The sequence below is a fragment of the Pseudoclavibacter sp. CFCC 14310 genome, assembly GCF_008831165.1.
Lineage (GTDB): Bacteria > Actinomycetota > Actinomycetes > Actinomycetales > Microbacteriaceae > Pseudoclavibacter_A.
Window position 1 is genome coordinate 150,080 of the sequence record NZ_WBKC01000002.1, and the last position, 16,847, is coordinate 166,926.

Here is a 16,847-nt window from a genome sequence, read left to right on the forward strand (position 1 = left end):
AGACTGAGCAGTAGCAGACCCCGGTCGGCCGTGTGCCGACCGGGGTCTGCTACGCTTTCGACGAAGACACGGGGTGCTCCGAGAGCTGGAGCTGAGATGAGACCCGCTGAACCTGATCTCGTTCACACGAGCGGAGGGATGTCACACGATGGAATCGACGCGCGTCGAATCCGACACCGCAGTCGTCGTCAGCGACGTGGTCTACACGCCTGAGGGCGCAGCGGCGCCGGTGCTCGAAGAACTGAGCCTGAGCATCCAGACCGGCGAGCACGTCGCCGTGATCGGTCGTTCCGGCTGCGGCAAGACCACCGCCCTGTCGGTGATCACCGGGCTGCTCACACCAGACGCAGGCACGGTCCGAGTGCTCGATCACTCCGATCCGGCCGAACGAGTGCGCAGCTGCGCACTCATGCCTCAGGGCGACTCCCTGCTGCCGTGGCTCTCTCTGGTCGACAATGTCGCGATGCCGCTGCGCAACCGCGGCGTCTCCAAGTCAGCCGCACGCGAGCAGGTGCGTCCACTGGTCGAGCAGTGGGGGCTCGGCTCGGTCGCGCACCGCCGCCCGCATGAGCTGAGCGGCGGCATGCGACAGCGTGCTGCTCTGCTGCGCGCCCTCGCCGCCGACAAACCCGTCCTGCTCGCCGACGAGCCCCTGGGAGCCCTCGATGCGATCACCCGTGCCGACGGTCAGACCTGGCTGCGCGAGCGGCTGCGCGATCGGCAGACCACGCTCGTGCTGGTCACCCACGACGTCGACGAAGCCCTGCTGCTGGCTGATCGGGTGCTGGTGCTGGCCGGACGGCCTGCGCGTGTGACCGCTGAGAGTCGCGGCTGGTTCGGCGATCCTCGCTCGCGCACCGAGCTGCTCGCAGACGTCGATCTGGCCGCTGCGCGCACCGGTCTGCTGACCGCGCTGTCCGCAGAGGGGGCGATGCGGCGATGAACACGCGCAACGCACAGAGCCGCCTGCACCGGGTGCTGCCGCCGGCCACTGCGGTCGTGATCGTGCTGGCCGTGTGGTGGGGAGCCACCACGTGGCTCGGAGTGCCGAAATACCTCGTTCCGGCCCCGCAGGACGTCATCGTGGCGCTCGGCCGCTACTGGGGCACGCTGTGGTCGGCCACTCTCGTGACCGGCAGTGAGACTGTGCTCGGCCTGCTGGTCGGCGTTCTCGCCGCCGGCGTCATCTCGGTCACGGTCTTCGCGGTGAAACCGCTGCGCAGCGCCCTCGAACCCCTGCTGATCGGCACGCAGACAGTGCCGGTCATGGTCTTCGCCCCGATTCTCACGATCGCGCTCGGCTACGGCATCGCATCGAAGGTGGTGATCGTCGCGCTGCTCTGCTTCTTTCCGGTGACCGTCAGCCTGCTGTCGGGCCTGCAGAGCGTCGACCCGCGACTGATCGACACGATGCGCACGCTGTGGGCAAGCCCGAGCGCGCTTTTCTGGCGCGTGCGGATGCCATTCGCACTCCCGCAGGGCTTCGCCGGGCTGCGCATCTCGGTGACCTTCGCTCCCGTGGCCGCCGTCTTCGGCGAGTACGCCGGATCGAGCAATGGTCTGGGCTATCACCTGATCCAGGCGATTCCCAGACTGCGCACCGACTTCGTCTTCGCCGAGGTCGTGCTGCTCACCGCCATGACGGCCGCCCTGTACCTGCTGACGCTGCTCGCCGAACGCCTGGTGTGCGGCTGGCAGCGTGACAGCCTGCGCTGAGCCCCGACCTCGGGCGACATCGGCGACCACGCCGATCGAACGGCGCACCGACCCCGGCCGTCACACCCAGAATCCCGGTCCCGATGCCACCTCACGGCACAGATAACTTCACAGCACCGACAACTTCCCAGAACCGATACCACTTCCACGAACCGATACCACAGAGAAGACGAAGGAGAGACAATGATCACCTCGCAGACCGCGTCCCAGAGACGGGCGCATGCACGCATCCGCCGATCGATGGGCATGGGGCTCATCGCCGGAGCCGCCGCGTTGAGCCTGGCGCTGAGCGGATGCTCGAGCCAACAGCAGGACTCGGCCGCCTCAGACGGCCTCGACCCGGTGAGCGTGCTGCTCGACTGGACGCCGAACCCCGACCACGTGTCGCTCTACACGGCGCAGCACACCGGCGCGTACGAGCAGGCCGGGGTCAAGGTGGACTTCACCACGCCGAGCGGCACCGCAGACGCCGCGAAGATGGTCAGCCTCGGTCAGACCGATCTGGCGATCTCGTACGAGCCCGACACACTGATCGCCGAGGGGGAGGGGCTCGACGTCATCTCGGTGGGCGCGCTCGTTCCGACCAGCCTCAACTCGGTGATGACCTGGGAGGGATCGGGAATCAACGGACCGCAGGATCTCGCCGGCAAGAAGGTCGGCACGTCAGGGCTCGCCTCGCAGGAGACGACGATGAACTACATCGCCAAGAAGCACGGCGTCGACCCGTCGACGATCACCTACGTGAACCTGTCACAGGGGCTCAACCAGCCGCTCATCGATCATCAGGTCGATGCGACCATCGGCGCATACCCGAACATCGAGGGCGTCGAGCTCGCCGAGCACGGCAGCTTTCCGTCGTGGTCGAACACCGAGCTCGGGCTGCCCGACTACGACGAGCTCGTCGTGATCGCCCAACGTTCGCGTCTGCAGAGCGACTCGGCCTATGCCGAGCGCGTGCGCAAGTTCCTGGCCGGCACGGCGAAGGGCCAGGAGGTGGCAGAGGCGAGCACCGACACCGCGGTCGAGGCTCTGACCGGACCGACCGACGGCGCCTACGAACCCGATGTGCTGCGCCGGATGGTCGAGCGCACGGTGCCGCTGCTGAAGAACGACGGAGGCTTCGGTCACCAGCCGGAAGACGACTGGGCCGCGTACGCCGCCTGGATGCACGAGAACGGTCTGCTCGAGAACGAGTACGACGGCCGTCAGGGACTGACCAACGAGTACCTGCCCGGCAGGTAATCGAGGCTCCGCAGTGAGAACGGGCTGCGGAGACACCGAACCGTGAGTTCTGGCGTCTCCGCAGCCCTTCGTCTGTGCGGCGGCCTCAGCCGCGGGCTGCGTCGATGATCAGATGACGCCCTGTGCGATCATGGCATCGGCCACGAGCTGGAAGCCGTGGATGTTCGCGCCGCGCACGTAGTCGCCCGGGTGACCGTACTCTTCGGCGGTGCGACGCACCGAGCGGTGCAGCCGGGTCATGATCTGCTCGAGACGCTCCTCGGTGTATTCGAACGTCCACGAGTCGCGCGAGGCGTTCTGCTGCATCTCGAGTGCCGAGGTGGCGACGCCGCCGGCGTTGGCCGCCTTGCCCGGGCCGAAGAGCACACCGGTCTTCTGGAACGTGCGCACCGCGTCTGGCGTGCAGGGCATGTTCGCGCCCTCGGCGACAGCCCGGACGCCGTTGCGCACCAGGGTCTCGGCGTTCTCGGCGTTCAGCTCGTTCTGGGTGGCGCAGGGCAGAGCCACGTCGATGCCGTCGACATCGGCGATGTCCCACACCGAGCTGCTGTCTCGGTACTCGGCGCGGCCGCCGCGGCGCTCGACGTAGTCGCGCACGCGACCGCGCTCGACCTCTTTGATCTCGCGCAGCAGCTCGAAGTCGATGCCGTCGGGGTCGTGGACTGCTCCCTGGGAATCTGAGGCGCCGATGACCGTGCCGCCGAGCTGCTGCACCTTCTGAATGGCGTAGAGTGCGACGTTGCCTGATCCTGAGACGATGACTTTTGCGCCGTCGAAGCCCTGCTGGCGAGTCTCGAGCATCTCACGGGCGAAGATGACGGCACCGTAACCGGTCGCCTCGGTGCGGGCACGCGAACCGCCCCAGCCGATGCCCTTGCCGGTGATGACACCAGACTCGAACTTGTTGCGCAGACGCTTGTACTGCCCGAAGAGGTAGCCGATCTCACGGGCGCCGACACCGATGTCGCCGGCTGGCACGTCGACGTACTCGCCGATGTGGCGCTGCAGCTCGGTCATGAACGACTGACAGAAGCGCATGACCTCACGGTCGCTCTTGCCCTTCGGATCGAAGTCGGAACCGCCTTTGCCGCCGCCGATCGGCAGACCGGTGAGCGCGTTCTTGAAGATCTGCTCGAAGCCGAGGAACTTCACCGTGCCGAGCAGCACGCTGGGATGAAAGCGCAGACCGCCCTTGTACGGGCCGAGGGCGCTGTTGAACTGCACACGGAATCCGCGATTGATGTGCACGTGATTGCGATCGTCCGTCCAGGGAACACGGAAGATGATCTGACGCTCGGGCTCGCAGATGCGTTCGAGGATCGCCGACTCGGCGTATTCTGGGTGACGTTCGAGCACCGGCTCCAGCGACTCGAACACCTCGTGTACCGCCTGGTGGAACTCTCGTTCGCCAGGATTCCGAGTGAGCACGGTCTGGTACACCGAATCGATGAACTCAGCTGCTTTGGACATTCATGAACCTCTCTGCACGGCTGCTCGGGGGCCCGTTCGAAGTGCCCACCGGGGGCACACACGGCGGCGTGCGCACCTCGCTCAGTCTACAAAAGACGATGCGGGCCAGACCATGGCGACGCCATCATCCGACCCGCATCCTGATGCGAACCCACTCTGTCGATCAGTAGATCGCGTCGATCTTCGCCTTGTCGCGAACCGCTCCCTTGTCAGCTGACGTCGCCAATGCGCCGTAGACCTTGAGGGCGGTCGAGATCTCACGCTTGCGATCTTTCGGGTGGTATCCGTTGCCCTCCTCCAGGGCGGCGCGGCGCTCGGCGAGCACCTCGTCAGAGACGTTCAGCTCGATTCTGCGATTCGGGATGTCGATGGTGATCGTGTCTCCGCTCTCGACGAGCGAGATCAGGCCGCCGGATGCCGCCTCGGGGGAGACATGGCCGATCGAAAGCCCCGAGGTGCCGCCGGAGAAACGGCCGTCGGTGATCAGCGCGCACTTCTTGCCCAGGCCACGACCCTTCAGGAACGACGTCGGGTACAGCATCTCCTGCATGCCCGGGCCGCCCTTTGGTCCCTCATAGCGAACGACGACGACGTCGCCGGCCTTGACCTGCTTGTTCAGGATGACGTTCACCGCGTCCTCCTGCGACTCGACCACGACGGCCGGTCCGCTGAACGTCAGGATCGATTCGTCGACGCCGGCGGTCTTCACGACGCAGCCGTCCTCGGCAAGATTGCCGTAGAGCACGGCCAGGCCGCCGTCTTTCGAATAGGCGTGGGCGACGTCGTGGATGCAGCCGTCCTCGGCGTCGAGATCGAGCGTCTCCCAGCGTTCTGACTGCGAGAACGCCTTGGCGCTGCGTTTGCAGCCCGGAGCCGCGTGGAACAGCTCGAAGGCCTCGTCGGTCGCCTTGCCGCCGCGCAGATCCCAGTCGTCCAGGTAGGAGCCGAGCGTCGGATGGTGCACCGAGTGCACGTTCTCGTTCAGCAGGCCGCCACGGTGCAGCTCGCCGAGAATGGCGGGAATGCCGCCTGCGCGGTGCACGTCTTCGACGAGGTAGCTCCCGTTCGGCGCGACCTTGCACAGGCAGGGCACATGGTGCGAGAGGTCGTTGATGTCGTGCATCGTGTAGTCGACGCCTGCCTCCTGGGCGGCGGCGAGCAGGTGCAGAATCGTGTTGGTCGAGCCTCCCATGGCGATGTCCATGGCCATGGCGTTCTGGAACGCCTCACGCGTGGCGATCGAACGGGGCAGCACACTGTCGTCTTCGTCGTCGTAGAACCGGTGGCACAGATCGACCACGAGCGAACCGGCGTTCTCGAAGAGCGCGCGCCTGGCCGTGTGCGTGGCGAGAGTGGTTCCGTTTCCGGGCAGCGACAGACCGAGCGCCTCGGTCAGGCAGTTCATCGAGTTGGCCGTGAACATGCCCGAGCACGATCCGCAGGTCGGGCAGGCGCTGGCCTCGAGCCGGAGCAGGTTCTCGTCTGACAGGTTGGGGTCGGCCGTGCCTGACATCACCGAGATGAGCTCGACGCGCTTCTTCACGGTGCCGTCGACGAGAACTGCCGTGCCGCCCTCCATCGGGCCGCCTGAGACGAAGACGGTCGGGATGTTCAGTCGAAGCGCGGCCAGCAGCATGCCGGGAGTGATCTTGTCGCAGTTCGAGATGCAGACCAGCGCGTCGGCCTGGTGGGCGTTGACCATGTACTCGACGGAGTCGGCGATCAGGTCGCGGCTGGGCAGCGAGTAGAGCATGCCCGAGTGGCCCATGGCGATGCCATCGTCGACCGCGATGGTATTGAACTCGCGGGGAATGCCGCCGGCGGCGCTGATCGCCTCTGAGACGACTCGCCCGACGGGAGCGAGGTGGGTGTGTCCGGGAACGAACTCGGTGAAGCTGTTCGCGACTGCGATGATCGGCTTGCCGAAATCTGATCCGTCGACGCCGGCGGCGCGCAGAAGGGCGCGAGCGCCGGCCATGTTTCTGCCGTGGGTGACGGTGCGTGAGCGTAGATTGGCCATCTGCCCACAATACCCGCCCTCTCTGCTCACGTCATGTGAGGTCGCCCTCTATTTGTCCCGGCCGGGTTTGGAGCTTTCCTGCTGACCGACCCGACGACCACGCAGTGGGAACGTTGGCTAGAGTCGAAGCATGAGAACAGTGGGCTCCCGCATCATCGCAGGCATCGTCATCGTGGGCGTGGGGCTGGTGCTGCTCGCCAACGTGGTGATCCCTGACTTTCAGATGGGCAGCGTCTTTCGTCTGATCATCGGCATCGCCGTGATCGCCTTGGGCGTCTCGACGCTGGTGTCGTCCTGGTCGAATCTCTGGTGGGCGCTGGCGCTCGTCGTCGTCGGCACCGCACTGATCCTCGACAACTTCGGTCTGCTGCCGTTCAGTCCATGGGCACTGATCGCACCGGCCGCTGTGATCGCGCTGGGCCTCAGTGTGCTGACGAGACGTCGTCCGAAGGCGGCGGCGAGCAGGTCTTCGGCAGACCATTCGGTTCCGAGATCGCCAGCCGAGGCGTCTGCCGCAGAGGAGCGCCGATTCGGCGCACGTGACGGCGACGCCGCCCTTGACCAGAACGTGACTGCGGTGCTGGGCAGCTCCGAGGTGCGCAGCACGGCACACGGCTTTCGCAGCGCGTCAATGACTGCCGTGCTCGGCTCGTCGACGCTTGATCTCACTCGTGCCGTGCTGGCACCGGAAGTTCGCATCGAGGTGCTCGCGTTGATGGGCGGCGTCGAGATTCGCATCCCGGACGGCGCCCGGGTGCGGGTCGAGGCGACGGCTCTGCTCGGCGGCGTCGAAGACCGGTCGGTCTTCACCGCGTCGGCTGCCGATCCGTCGGTCGCGGCTCTGGCTCCGGTCGTGGTCATCGGCGGGCAGATCATGCTGGGCGGCCTCGAGGTTCGCAACTGATGCGCAGCACGCACGAGCCGGGCGCGCCTGGCCCGACTTCGGCAGGCGCGTCGACGGCCGGGCTGACGCCGCTGCGCCGTTGTGCGACGGTGCTCGGCATGCTCGTCGCCGTTCTGGTCTCGCTGCTGCTCGTGGTGGTGCTGAGCTTCGCCACCACCCCGATTCCGGGCGCGCTGCTGATCCGGTCGTCGTTCAACGCGGGAGGCGTGCAGGGCAACGAGGCGCTTGGTGCCTACGCACCGGCCGACGTGCGACGTGACGCCGATCTCGCCTACACCTCGAGCGGTCGCGCCGACGAACGGCTCGACGTGTACCGCCGTGCGGACGCGACCGAACCGGCAAGCACCATCATCTGGGTGCACGGCGGCGGCTGGGTCGGCGGCGACAAGTCGCAGGGCGAGAACTACTCGCGCATTCTTGCGGCGAGCGGAGCGACCGTCGTGCAGATCAACTACACGCTCTCGCCAGAGGCACGATTCCCGACTGCGGTGCAGCAGCTCGACGCAGCCACCAGCTACCTGCTCGATCACGCCGACGATCTCGGCATCGCGGCCGACCGTCTTTTCTATGCGGGAGACTCTGCCGGATCGCAGGTCGTGGCCACCTATCTCGCCGCTCTCGAAAGCCCCGACGAGGCCTCGCTGCTCGGCCTGCAGCCGCAGGTTCAGCCGAAACAGGTTCGTGGGGCGGTGCTCTTCTGCGGGGCCTATGACGTCGGCGCCGTGCAGGCGACCGGTCCGTTCGCCTCATTTCTGAACACAGTGATGTGGGCCTACAGCGGCGTGCGCGACTGGCAGAGTGCCGAGATGCTTCGCCAGGGCTCTCCCATAGACGCAGTGACGGCAGACTTTCCGCCGACGTTCGTCAGCGCAGGCAACGGCGACCCCTTGGAGTCACAGTCGCGGGCATTCGCCGCGCATCTGCAGCAGCTCGGAGTGCCGGTGGTCACGCAGTTCTACGACACCGATCACGAACCGCCGCTGCCGCACGAGTATCAGGTGCTGTTCTCGCAGTACCCCGAGGCGATCGCTGCGACGCGCGCGGCCGTGGCCTTCGTCGGGGCACACGGGGGAGGGGACGTCGACGTCGACCGTGTGCCGGTGCTCGCTGCTGCGCGATGACGTCGGGTGCAAGTAACATGAGTTCGTCACTCCATAGTCGCCAATGACGTCGACTGGGATCACCCACACACGTCAGGAGCTCGATGTCCCCCTCTGATCACCACCAGCGACGTCAATTCGCCGTCGGCCGTCAGGCGCAGAACTCGCAGACATCGAACATGCTCGGCTACCTGATCTTCGCCAGCAGGTGGCTGCAGGCTCCGCTCTACATCGGTCTCATCGTGGCGCAGCTGATCTACGTGATCGTGTTCTGGGTCGATCTGTTCCACCTGCTCACCGACGTCTTCACCGACTGGGGCAAGCTCGATGAGACCACCATCATGCTGACCGTGCTGGGACTCATCGACGTGGTCATGATCGCGAATCTGCTGATCATGGTCATCATCGGCGGATATGAGACGTTCGTCTCGAAGATCAACGTCGACGGCCACCCGGACGAGCCCGACTGGCTGTCGCATGTGAACGCGAACATCCTCAAGGTCAAGCTGGCCATCTCGATCATCAGCATCTCGTCGATCCATCTGCTGAAGATCTTCATCGAAGTCGGCGATCTCGGCGCAGAGCATGCGCACAACGTGACCGGCGAGAGCTACACGACCACCGGCGTGATGTGGCAGGTGTTCATCCATCTCACCTTCATTCTCTCGGCGGTCGCCCTCGCCTGGATCGAACGCATCCAGCGCCCCGAACACCACGGAGAGACCGCATCCGGCGCACCCGCGCTGCCGGGGCATCCGTCTGCACCCGATGCCGTGCACCCGGTTGAGCAGGTGGCCTCGGCCGTGCCGTCAGAGCCGGCAGCGACGCACACCGGCAAGCCGCGTGACCACTGATGCACGAAAGTCGGTCAGCGGCTGACGTGCGACGGCACCCCGGAGCAGTGCGCGAGGCTCTGCCCGTCGCTGCCGGCCCCAACCGGCTGTCGCGCGCAGGGCTGGCTCTCTCGGTGGCGCGCACCGTGCTGCTGGCCGTCGGCGTGGTCGCCTTGGGCAGAACGCTTGCGACGGCCTTCGGACCTGACGGCACGGCGGCCGCGGCGCACCTGTTCCTGGTGACGGCCGTCGCGTTCGCCGGCGTCGTGATCGTGCAGTTTCTCGGCGAGGCCGCTCAGGACGCAGCCGAGCGGCAGCTGCAGACCGAGGTGCGCGAGAGCCTTCTCAGACGGCTGGGCGGCCCGGCCGACGCCGACGATCGGCTGCCCGCCGAGGGAGACTTCGCCGATCTGGCCACCGCTGACGCCGCGAAGTACGCGACCTACCGGGCCGAGTTCCACGGCAGCATTCTCGCCGCGCTGCTCTCGCCCGTGATCGTGCTCGTGGTCATCGCACTGGCCGTCGACCCGGTGCTGGCCGGATGCCTCGCGGCTCTGGTCGTGCTCGTCACGGCGGCGGTGGGCGCCTTTCAGCGTGTCACCCGAAAGTCGATGGGCGGTTGGCGGCGGCGCGAGGCCTCGCTGGCCGTGACGTTTCTGCAGGGGCTCCAGGGGCTGCGCACGCTGGCGCTGTTCGGCGCCGGCGACCGGTATCTGCAGCGCCTGGCTCGCAGCGCGGAGCAGCAGCGCACCGAGGTCATGCGGCTGCTGGCGGTCAACCAGCTGCTGATTCTCGTGCTCGACGGGCTGTTCTATGCGGGCGTGCTCGCCGGTTCGGCTCTGCTGGCCGTGTGGCGGCTGCGCAGCGGTGCCATCGACGTGACAGAGGCCGCGGTCGTCGTGCTGCTGGCGGTGGTGATGAGTGCGCCTCTCGACGTGGTCGGCAAGTTCTTCTATCTGCGTGCGCAGGGTCAGCGCGCCGAAGGCCGGCTGGCGCGCGTGATCGGCGTGGGCGACGGTGACTCACGACACGAGACGGCACGACGCGCACCCACGGCTCCGTCAGACGGCAGCCTGCTGCGCATCGAGCAGGGCACACTCGTGACGCCAGACGGGCGCGAGCTTGCGCAGGGTCTGCAGGTCGACATCCGCCGCGGCGACCGACGGACGATCATGGGCCCCAGCGGCGTCGGCAAGTCGACACTGCTCGGCGTGATCGCTGGTCGTCGCGAACTCGGAGGCGGCACGCTGGAACGACTTCCCGGGCTGCGCACCGTCGAGGTCGTGCAGAACCCGGTGATTCTCTCTGGCACAGTGCGTGAGAACCTCGCGCTCGGTCTGGGAGCAGAGGCCGACCAGAGCGCGACGGGCGACGATTCGTCGGATGCCGTGGACGATGCCGCCTGCTGGCGTGCGCTTGAGCTGGCCGGCCTGAGCACGACGATCGGCGAACGACTCGGAGGCCTGGATGCGGCCCTTGGGGAGCGCGGAACGGGGCTCTCCGGTGGCCAGCGCCAGCGGCTCGCGGTCGCGCGCGCTCTGATGCAGCCCGTGGACGTGCTGCTGCTCGACGAGCCGACCAGCGGCCTCGACCGCCAGACCGGCGAGCGTCTGGTCGACACGCTCGCCGACCTGCCCGAACACATGGCCGTCGTCTGCGTCACACATGATCCTGCGGCGTTCGCGCGCCGTATGGCCACGTCTCGCCTCACGACGGACGGTCTGCACGATGAGAGGTCACGATGACGAGCGCGACGCAGGCGAGCACGGCAGACACGCTGCGACAGCTGCTGCCGATGACGAAGGGGTTTCGGGGCAGTCTGGCTGGTTCGTTCGCATTGCGTCTGGTCTCGCAGGCCACGGGAATCGCAGCGGTCGTCGCCGGGGTGCTGCTGGTGGCGGCGAGTGCCCGGGGTCAGGTCTCGGTCTGGACCGTGGGGCTGGTGCTGATCGGCCTCGCTCTGGTGAAGGGCCTGACTCGCTACGGCGAGCAGTATCTCGGGCATCGCGTCGCGTTCATTCTGCTGGCGCGCCTGCGCGTGCGCTTCTTCGCCAGCCTGCTGCCGCAGGCTCCGGCAGTCACGTCGCGCAGCGGCAGCGGCGACCTGCTCTCGCGCGCAGGCCGTGATATCGATCGGCTCGAGGTGTTCTTCGCGCACACCATCGTGCCGGCGGTGAGCGCGGTGATCGTCAGCGTCGGTGTGGTGTTCGCGCAGTGGCTTCTGACCGGGTGGCCGGCGGCGGTGGTCGTTGCCGTCGGTCTGCTGCTCGCCTTCGGCTGCGCCGGGCTGGGACTGCGCGGCGAGGCGCAGACCGCGTCAGAGGGTGCCCGACTCGACGGCCAGAGTGCGCAGTTCGCCGCCGAGACGATGCACGCGCTGCCCGATCTGCGCGGGCTGCACGCGATCGATCGTCGGCTCGGCCGCTGGCACCAGCTGAACCGCAGGCACGCTGACATCATGCGTGCGGAGCAGCGGCTCGGTCGCACCAGACGAGCGCTGGTCACTCTGGTCTGGCTGCTCACAGTGCTGGCCTCGGTGCTCGTCTCCACTGCCGACTCGCATGGCGGAGGGCTGCTGCAGGAGCCGCTGGGCGCAGCGCTTGTGGGTGCCGCACTCGCGTTCTCCGCGTTCGCCGCGCCGGAGTCAGTGGTCGGATTCGTCAATGAGTGGCGTGCTGTGCAGGCGGCAGCGCTTCGTGTGCAGGCGACGATCACGCGCGAACCCGAGGTGACGTTTGCCGCTGAGGAGCCTCCCGAGTCGTCGGCTGCAGCCGCAGAGTCTGGCGATCGGGGAGCGGCCGCGGTGATCGGCCCGCTGGTCTACCGTCACGACGCTGTCGGCGGCGCTCACGGGCCGCAGCTGCGCGTGCCGGAGCCGATCAGCGTCGAGGCGGGCTCGCACGTGCTCGTCGAGAGCTCGAGCGGCAGCGGCAAGTCGACGCTGGTGGATCTGCTCGCACGTGTGCACGATCCGGATTCCGGCTCGGTGCAGATCGCCGGTCGCGATCTGCGAGAGCTGAGCCGTGCCGAACTCGTGCGCACCGTGGCTGTGGTCGATCAGTCGACGTTTCTCTTCGACGCGAGCATCGCCGAGAATCTGCGAATCGCACGGCCTGACGCCAGCGACGACGACCTGCGCGAGGTGTGCGCGACCGTCGGCCTCGGTGCGTTCGTCGACAGTCAGCGCCAGGGCATCCGCACGCGGCTCGGTCGCGGTCGCGGGTGCGTCGGGCTCTCGGGAGGTCAGGCTCAGCGGCTGGGTCTGGCACGCGCGCTGCTGGCTGAGACGCCGGTGCTGCTCGCCGACGAGGTCACTTCTCAGCTCGATGCGCGCACGGCCGATGACATTCGCCGCGTGGTGCTCGATCCTGCTTCGGGACGCACCGTGCTCTGGGTCTCGCACCGTGACGATGCGTGGAACGGACCGGTCGTCGCGGTCGGTGAGACCGGTGTCGTGCGGCTGGTCGCAGCCGACGATCGCTGATGACCGGAGCGGCTGCCCCTACTCGGTGACGAGGATGTTGCCGGCGGCAGGCAGACCGAGATCGAGGGGCTGGCCGTTCATCACCAGACGAATCGTGCCGGCAGCGGGGATGCGCTCTCGAACAGTGATGGTGCTGTCGAGGGTCAGACCGATGTCGGTGAGATAGCGCAGCAGCTCTGGGTTCTCGTCCGAGACACGGCGTACGTGCACGGTATGCCCCTCTGGCACCTCGCTGAGCGGGTGGGCGTCGAGAGTCGGAATGCTGCCGTCGGCTCGCGGTATCGGATCGCCGTGCGGGTCGCGGGTGGGAAAGTTCAGACGGGCGTCGAGCCGCTCGATCATGCGCGGGCTCACCGCGTGCTCCAGCACCTCGGCCTCTTCGTGCACTTCGTCCCAGTCATAGCCGAGATACGACACCAAGAAGGTCTCGAGGATGCGATGGCTGCGCACGAGGTTCACCGCCGCCGATTCTCCGGCCGGGGTGAGCGTGATGTTGCCGTAGCGTTCGTGCACGACATAGCCCTGATCGGTCAGCCGACGCACTCCCTCTGAGACGGTCGAACGGGTGAGGCCCATGCGCTCGGCCAGCTGGCCGGTGGTGATGGGATCGCCCGACCACTCGGCGAACTGCCAGATCTCTTTCAGATAGTCCTGGTTCGTCTGCGAGAGGGCTGTGCGCGGGTCTGACATGGTTTCGATTGTACGTGCCGTTCATCTTGATTCTTGGGCGATCCCTCAGGTGGTTCACCTGGTGGGGCATAATTGACCCGTGACTGAGCAGCAGAGGCAAGACGACATTCCGAGACCGTGGCTCGACCTGTATCCCGATGACGTGCCGAGCGAAGTCGGCACCCTCGAACACCGGTCGATCGTCGATCTCGTCGATCAGACATGTGCCCGTTTCGGTGATCGCAAGGCGTTCACCAACATGGGGCAGACGCTCACGTTCCGTGAGGTCAAACAGCTCTCAGACGACTTCGCCGCCTATCTTCAGGTCTCTCTGGGGCTGCAGCCAGGTGACCACATCGTGCTGCAGATGCCGAACCTGCTGCAGTACCCGGTCGCACTCTTCGGCGCCATAAAAGCGGGCCTCGTCGTGGTCAACGCGAACCCCCTCTATACCGCTCCCGAGACCAAGGCGGTCATTCTGCAGTCGCGAGCGCGTGCCATCGTCGTGCTCGAGATGTTCGCAGACAAGATCGCCGAGATTCTGCCCGACACCACCCTGCAGAACGTGATCATCACCCGGCCGGCAGACCTCTGGCGCAGTCCGGCCAGACGTGTGCTGACGAACGTCGGCATGAGGCTCAAGGGCATGGTGCCGAAGTATCGCCTGCCCGGAGCCGTCGACTTTCGTGACGCCATCGCGCATGGGGCAGACCTGCGTCTGCAGCCCGTCTCGGTCGGACTCGACGACGTCGCACTGCTGCAGTTCACCGGCGGAACGACGGGCACGCCGAAGGGCGCCATGCTCACGCATCGCAACCTGCTGGCCGACTCCCAGGCCATGCGGCACTGGATGCGCGTGATCCTGGACGAGGGCGCCGAAAACGTTCTCGCAGCGCTGCCGCTCTACCACGTGTTCTGCATGACGGTGAACTGCCTGTGCTTCTTCGCCTATGGTCTGCACAACGTGCTCGTGACCAATCCTCGCGAGATCTCTCCGCTCGCCAAGACGATCGTGAGAGAGCGAACCTCGGTGATCATCCTGGTCTCGACTCTCGCTCAGGCGCTCCTCGAGAACCCGCGGTTCCTGAAAGCCGACTTCGACTTTCTCAAACTGACGGTGGCCGGCGGCATGGCTCTGCGCGAGTCGACGGCGAACGAGTGGCAGAACGTCACCCAGCGCCCCATGCTCGAAGGGTACGGGCTCACCGAGGCCTCACCCGTGGTGAGCGTGAACCCGACGTGGCTGCCGCCGATCATCGGCACCGTGGGCATTCCGCTGCCGTCGACCGAGATCAAAGTGCTCGACGACCACGGTCGTGTCGCGGCGTTCGAAGAGCCCGGAGACCTCTATGTGCGCGGCCCCCAGGTGATGAAGGGGTATTGGGAGCGCGAGGACGAGACAGCCGAGGTGCTCGACGCCGACGGATGGCTGGCCACGGGCGATGTGGCCGTGCTGCACGACAACGGCTACTTCTCGATCGTCGATCGCCGGAAGGACATGATCTCGGTGTCCGGGTTCAACGTCTACCCGAACGAAGTCGAGGCGGTGCTGAGCGATCACCCACGCATCAAGACCGCCGGAGTGATCGGCGTGCCTGACGAACACTCCGGCGAGGTGGTCAAAGCCTTCGTCGTGCCGGCTGACCCAGAACTGACCGAACAGGAGGTGCGGCAGTACGCCCGCCGCTATCTCACCGGATACAAACGCCCGCGCTACATCGAATTCCGTGACGAGCTTCCGCTGTCCAACGTCGGCAAGGTCATTCGCCGCGAGCTGCGCGATTGAGCGCGCCAACGGGGGAGACACTGGTCGTCATTCCCACATACAACGAACGAGAGTCGCTGCCTGGAGTGCTGGAGCGGCTGTTCAAGACGCTCCCCGAGGTTTCAGTCCTCGTGGTCGACGACGGATCCCCAGACGGCACGGGCCTGCTCGCCGACCGGCTGCGGGAGCGGCATCCGTCGCTGTCAGTGCTGCACCGTGACCAGAAGCACGGCCTCGGACCTGCCTATATCGCGGGCTTCGAGTGGGGCGAGGCCCACGGGTTTCGCTATCTGGTCGAGATGGACGCCGACGGATCGCACCTGCCTGAGCAGCTGCCGCATCTGCTCGCAGCAGCGGGTGAGAATCGGCTGGTGCTCGGATCTCGATGGGTGCGCGGCGGCACGATCGTGAACTGGCCGTGGTACCGCAGCTCGCTGTCGCATGCGGCCAGCATCTACTCGCGACTGATGCTCGGCCTCGGCCAGCGTGACGTGACCTCGGGATATCGGGTCATTCCCGTCACTGCGCTGCGAGCGCTTCGGCTCGACGAAGCGGCCAGTCATGGGTACTGCTTTCAGATCGACGTGCTGCGACGCGCCGTGGCAGCGGGGCTCGATGTGACCGAGGTGCCGATCACCTTCGTCGAACGTGAGAACGGCCGCTCGAAGATGGATCTCTCGATCATCGTCGAAGCTGTGCTGCGGGTGACCGCTTGGGGCATGCAGCGGATGCTGCCGACACGCCGCTGAGAGTTGCAGAATGCGCTTGCGCTGGTGCATTCATGTGGATACTGTTGTAGATACAACCACTGATGTGCGGACGAAGGCCCGACATCTTCAATGAAGGAGCAGACATCATGACTCAATCCGCAATCGCAGGCTTCACCTCGGGCACGTGGCAGATCGACCCCACGCACAGCAATATCAGCTTCAGCGTGCGTCACCTCGTCACGAAGTTCCGCGGCAGCTTCACCGATTTCGCGGCGACGCTCACCACCGGAGAAGACGTGCTCGACTCCAGCGTGAGCGCCGACATCAAGGCCGCCAGCATCTCGACCGGCAACCCAGATCGCGACGGCCATCTGCGGACGCCTGACTTCTTCGATGTCGAGAATCACCCCGAGCTCACGTTCCGTTCGACTGCGGTGCGGTATGACGGCGATGACCTGGTGGTCACCGGAGACCTCACGCTGCGCGGAGTCACGAAGAGCGTCGACTTCCAGGTCGAGGTCGGGGGCATCACGACGAGCCCGTACGGCCAGACCGTTCTGGGCATCGAAGCCGACACGACGATCAAGCGCGAGGAGTTCGGACTGGAGTGGAACAGCGCCCTTGAGACCGGCGGCGTGCTGCTGGGCAGCGATGTGAAGATTCACATCGAGGCCGAGTTCGTGCTCGACCAGCAGTGATCGTCTGCCGCCGGCCGCGCTGAGCCGGTGACAGAGCACGACGGCCACGGGAGATCCTGAGATCGATCCCCGTGGCCGTCGCCGTGTCTGCAGTCTGAGGCGACGCGGCAGCGTGGTGCGCGGCTTCACGAAGAGTTCACGGAATGGCCGTTCGAACCCAGGGCGCGCTGTGGGGCACGTTCTGTGGGTGCGATAGTCTGGAGGGGCACCGACGCACAACGAACAGATGGAGATCT

At 66.4% G+C, this 16,847-nt stretch carries 14 protein-coding genes and 1 riboswitch; of the genes, 11 read left to right on the forward strand and 3 right to left on the reverse strand.

All coding sequences use genetic code 11. The features are described from left to right. The first annotated feature begins 59 nt into the window (after positions 1 to 59). Positions 60 to 156: riboswitch (TPP riboswitch) on the forward strand. The 3 genes from F8O06_RS04425 to F8O06_RS04435 all read left to right on the forward strand — a co-directional run bounded on the left by F8O06_RS04425 (position 149) and on the right by F8O06_RS04435 (position 2,958). Then, positions 149 to 943: an ABC transporter ATP-binding protein gene (locus F8O06_RS04425; protein WP_158037709.1), complete on the forward strand. Its 795-nt coding sequence runs from the start codon at positions 149 to 151 to the stop codon at positions 941 to 943. It overlaps the preceding riboswitch by 8 nt. Next, positions 940 to 1,716 (forward strand): ABC transporter permease, encoded by a 777-nt coding sequence (locus F8O06_RS04430; protein WP_158031202.1) that lies wholly within the window; start codon positions 940 to 942, stop codon positions 1,714 to 1,716. Before F8O06_RS04425 ends, F8O06_RS04430 begins: the two co-directional genes overlap by 4 nt. 183 nt (positions 1,717 to 1,899) lie before the next feature. Continuing rightward, positions 1,900 to 2,958, forward strand: coding sequence for an ABC transporter substrate-binding protein (locus F8O06_RS04435; protein WP_158037710.1), 1,059 nt, complete (start codon positions 1,900 to 1,902; stop codon positions 2,956 to 2,958). A 108-nt stretch (positions 2,959 to 3,066) separates the two neighbouring features. On the opposite strand, the gene gdhA is transcribed toward F8O06_RS04435, so the two are convergent. After that, on the reverse strand, positions 3,067 to 4,428 hold the full coding sequence (gdhA, locus tag F8O06_RS04440) for an NADP-specific glutamate dehydrogenase (RefSeq protein ID WP_158037711.1): 1,362 nt from the start codon (positions 4,426 to 4,428) through the stop codon (positions 3,067 to 3,069). A gap of 163 nt (positions 4,429 to 4,591) precedes the next feature. Beyond that, entirely contained in the window at positions 4,592 to 6,448 is a 1,857-nt protein-coding gene (gene ilvD / locus F8O06_RS04445) for a dihydroxy-acid dehydratase (protein ID WP_158037712.1), read from the reverse strand. A gap of 130 nt (positions 6,449 to 6,578) precedes the next feature. Here ilvD and F8O06_RS04450 point away from each other — a divergent pair, with 130 nt between their 5' ends. The 5 genes from F8O06_RS04450 to F8O06_RS04470 all read left to right on the forward strand — a co-directional run bounded on the left by F8O06_RS04450 (position 6,579) and on the right by F8O06_RS04470 (position 12,769). Then, complete coding sequence (locus F8O06_RS04450) at positions 6,579 to 7,352, forward strand: LiaF transmembrane domain-containing protein (protein ID WP_158037713.1); 774 nt, start codon at positions 6,579 to 6,581, stop codon at positions 7,350 to 7,352. Continuing rightward, positions 7,352 to 8,473 carry an alpha/beta hydrolase gene (locus F8O06_RS04455; RefSeq protein WP_158037714.1) on the forward strand — a complete coding sequence of 374 codons (1,122 nt, stop codon included), beginning with the start codon at positions 7,352 to 7,354 and terminating at the stop codon, positions 8,471 to 8,473. Before F8O06_RS04450 ends, F8O06_RS04455 begins: the two co-directional genes overlap by 1 nt. Before the next feature lie 83 nt (positions 8,474 to 8,556). Beyond that, positions 8,557 to 9,306: a TIGR00645 family protein gene (locus tag F8O06_RS04460; RefSeq protein WP_158037715.1), complete on the forward strand. Its 750-nt coding sequence runs from the start codon at positions 8,557 to 8,559 to the stop codon at positions 9,304 to 9,306. Continuing rightward, positions 9,306 to 11,030: an ATP-binding cassette domain-containing protein gene (locus F8O06_RS04465; RefSeq protein WP_158037716.1), complete on the forward strand. Its 1,725-nt coding sequence runs from the start codon at positions 9,306 to 9,308 to the stop codon at positions 11,028 to 11,030. The genes F8O06_RS04460 and F8O06_RS04465 overlap by 1 nt, the downstream gene beginning before the upstream one ends. Further along, entirely contained in the window at positions 11,027 to 12,769 is a 1,743-nt protein-coding gene (locus F8O06_RS04470) for an amino acid ABC transporter ATP-binding/permease protein (protein ID WP_158037717.1), read from the forward strand. Before F8O06_RS04465 ends, F8O06_RS04470 begins: the two co-directional genes overlap by 4 nt. A gap of 18 nt (positions 12,770 to 12,787) precedes the next feature. On the opposite strand, the gene F8O06_RS04475 is transcribed toward F8O06_RS04470, so the two are convergent. Continuing rightward, positions 12,788 to 13,459, reverse strand: a complete 672-nt coding sequence (locus F8O06_RS04475; protein ID WP_158037718.1) for a metal-dependent transcriptional regulator — start codon at positions 13,457 to 13,459, stop codon at positions 12,788 to 12,790. Between the two features lie 79 nt (positions 13,460 to 13,538). Here F8O06_RS04475 and F8O06_RS04480 point away from each other — a divergent pair, with 79 nt between their 5' ends. The 3 genes from F8O06_RS04480 to F8O06_RS04490 all read left to right on the forward strand — a co-directional run bounded on the left by F8O06_RS04480 (position 13,539) and on the right by F8O06_RS04490 (position 16,611). Then, the gene (locus F8O06_RS04480; RefSeq protein ID WP_225733398.1) at positions 13,539 to 15,224 is read left to right on the forward strand and encodes an AMP-binding protein; all 1,686 of its coding nucleotides are present in this window, start codon (positions 13,539 to 13,541) and stop codon (positions 15,222 to 15,224) included. Continuing rightward, positions 15,221 to 15,952 carry a polyprenol monophosphomannose synthase gene (locus F8O06_RS04485; RefSeq protein ID WP_158037719.1) on the forward strand — a complete coding sequence of 244 codons (732 nt, stop codon included), beginning with the start codon at positions 15,221 to 15,223 and terminating at the stop codon, positions 15,950 to 15,952. The genes F8O06_RS04480 and F8O06_RS04485 overlap by 4 nt, the downstream gene beginning before the upstream one ends. 107 nt (positions 15,953 to 16,059) lie before the next feature. Beyond that, positions 16,060 to 16,611: a YceI family protein gene (locus tag F8O06_RS04490; protein ID WP_192496839.1), complete on the forward strand. Its 552-nt coding sequence runs from the start codon at positions 16,060 to 16,062 to the stop codon at positions 16,609 to 16,611. Positions 16,612 to 16,847: the final 236 nt, after the last annotated feature.